Raw genomic sequence first — 2,361 nt, 5'->3', positions numbered from 1 at the left:
CGTAGGCGGTTTTGGCTGAGATTGTTAAAGAACAAATGTTTCAGACGACCTCAAAGAAGATAGTGAGGTCGTCTGAAAAACAGAAACCGCATGCGTGCGTGCCGCACACACCCTACGTCGGGACTGAAGGTTTTGTGCGGGCTACGACTTACTCTACATCGGAATTGGGAGTTTCATTGGCTTACAGTAAAACATTCAAAAAAATCAAAGTGATTTTTATCAAATGCAATTAATAACTTGCCTTCAGGAATTTTTTTCCTGTCATACCTCCTATACAAATCCCGAGATTCTTAAAAAGAATATATTTTTTTCCTTCGATAAATTCTGAATCGATAGCTTTAAGGTCTTCGATTGAATTTTTAAATATATCAATATCTCCTAATATGGGATTAGAATCTTTTAAGCAATATCCATAAATCAATTTATCGTTTTCATAAACTAACTCACAAGCATTCCTATATTCCACCTTATTATTCATAATATTATCTTCAACCATTCTTGCTGGTTTTCCATATTTTTCTTGTATTTCCTCAATAGAAGTACCAAATACAAAATCACCAATTGATTCATATGGCTTAATCAAGTAGGTCATATTAACCCTTTCCAATATATTTACATTAATAAAATTAGGAACATTTACCAATAATTCTACGCAATCTTGCTGCCTGTTTCCTAGAAATTAATCCCTGCCGTTTGGTTTCCGAAATCATCCTTCCTACAGGATTTTATATACGCCTTTTATTCTATTTCAAAGGCAGCAGTATGATATGAAAACCCTTTCGCGCGCACATTTTTGACGAAATAAGATGAAGGTCGCCTGAAAGTTCGTTTTCAGACGACCTCTATGTCAACTGCTAATGAGATTGTTAAAGAACAAATGATTCAGACGACCTCAAAAAAGGTATTGAGGTCGTCTGAAAAACAGAAACCGCGTGCGTACCGCACATATCCTACATCAGAAATGAAGGTTTTGTGCGGGGCTGCGGTTTGTTTAATAAATTCATTGAATATTCCAATTAAAAATACTTAAATGGATAAACATTAAACAAATTATTACTTATACTATTTACTGAATTTATAAACTCAGTTTTTATATTATCCGTAAGTGTCTCTCCTTCATCCAATAGGTGTTCTAAATCTCGGTATAATAAAGCCAACTGGATAAATTGTGGGAAACCTATCCCTAAATTTGTAAATCCAGATTTGGTATACTCTCCAGCATCATGATTATAATGAAAAATGGTATTATCTATTTTATTTAAAAACCATCCATCTCCCTGTCCTGCTTGTCCAATACCCCAAAAACACCTTGATATTTCTGAATAATTGCACTCTAAGTATCTATTTTCATTTAAAGCCTCTTCGTAATTAAAAAGAGAAATATCAGGTATTATCTCCACCTCTTGATACTTAGTAATAAATAACAAATAGTTATTATCTAGCTTGGGAAGTTTATCTAACTTTTTAATTTCTACTTTACGTTTAATACATATATTAAAAAAATCATCGGGAAATAATTTTAATTTGAACATAAAAGTATACTCCATAAATTTTTTTGATAGAAAGATATTTCCTTCAATACCATATCGTTAACATTTTCCCATTCTTTTCACTGCTTTTGCATTATGCTTACTAATTCTTTCTTTCCTAGCTAAAGCCCTCAGTCTTTTTTCTAAGAACTTCTTAGCTTCAGTTTTTGATAAGTTCATTTTTTCCACTTGATCAAGAATTCCTGCCCAAGTTTTATTCCAATTTTTTCCTGTCCTAGAACTATTGGTATGGATTCCTGGTTTTTTCGTATGTTTTTCTTTTGGTAAGTTATAGTAGTATTCAGGATTATTAACATCTATATCTGCAATTTTTTTGAATCTAGCGGCAAACTCCTCAGGAAAGCCATGATGAATATCACTATTAGTATGCCTAGAGCCAACATAATTTAGCCAGTTATTTTGTAATGTTCGAGTAGGAGTTTTAGCCAATCCAAACGGATCCAGCCACTCCTGCACATTCGGCGCAAACTGATACAGATTCTCCCCACCCAACAACCCAATCGGGTCCTGATTCACAAACCGCCCGGCCTCAGGCTCGTAATACCGCATCAGGTTGTAGTGCAGCCCGGTCTCTTCATCAAAGTATTGGTTTTGCAGTCGGAACGGCTGATGCGCATCCTTGTAAACCCGCTCATCCTTTTTCAGACGACCCCAGGCGGCGTATTCGCCGTACCACAACAGATTGCCGTTGATGTCGGTCATCTCGCGCGGTATGCCGATTTGGTCGTTGTGGAAATAGCTGAGGTATTGTTTGCCGTCTTTGGCGTTGTCAAAGACTTGCGCCAGCGGTTCGTAGCTGTCTTGGTCGGTG

The 2,361-nt window shown here is 36.1% G+C and carries 3 protein-coding genes; all 3 read right to left on the bottom strand.

What is annotated here, in order from left to right:
* Positions 1-229 precede the first annotated feature (229 nt).
* Positions 230-592, bottom strand: a complete 363-nt coding sequence (locus HMPREF3277_RS00045; RefSeq protein WP_210401138.1) for a hypothetical protein — start codon at positions 590-592, stop codon at positions 230-232.
* A 424-nt stretch (positions 593-1,016) separates the two neighbouring features.
* On the bottom strand, positions 1,017-1,532 hold the full coding sequence (locus HMPREF3277_RS00040; RefSeq protein WP_070869686.1) for an SMI1/KNR4 family protein: 516 nt from the start codon (positions 1,530-1,532) through the stop codon (positions 1,017-1,019).
* A gap of 57 nt (positions 1,533-1,589) precedes the next feature.
* On the bottom strand, positions 1,590-2,361 hold a 772-nt coding region (locus tag HMPREF3277_RS15500; RefSeq protein WP_246830725.1), incomplete at its 5' end, for an RHS repeat domain-containing protein.

Origin of the sequence: Neisseria sp. HMSC70E02, assembly GCF_001838645.1 — a bacterium.
Taxonomy (GTDB): domain Bacteria; phylum Pseudomonadota; class Gammaproteobacteria; order Burkholderiales; family Neisseriaceae; genus Neisseria; species Neisseria macacae.
The sequence above is the reverse complement of the archived record's forward strand: the minus strand, read 5'-3'. Positions and strand labels throughout refer to the sequence as shown.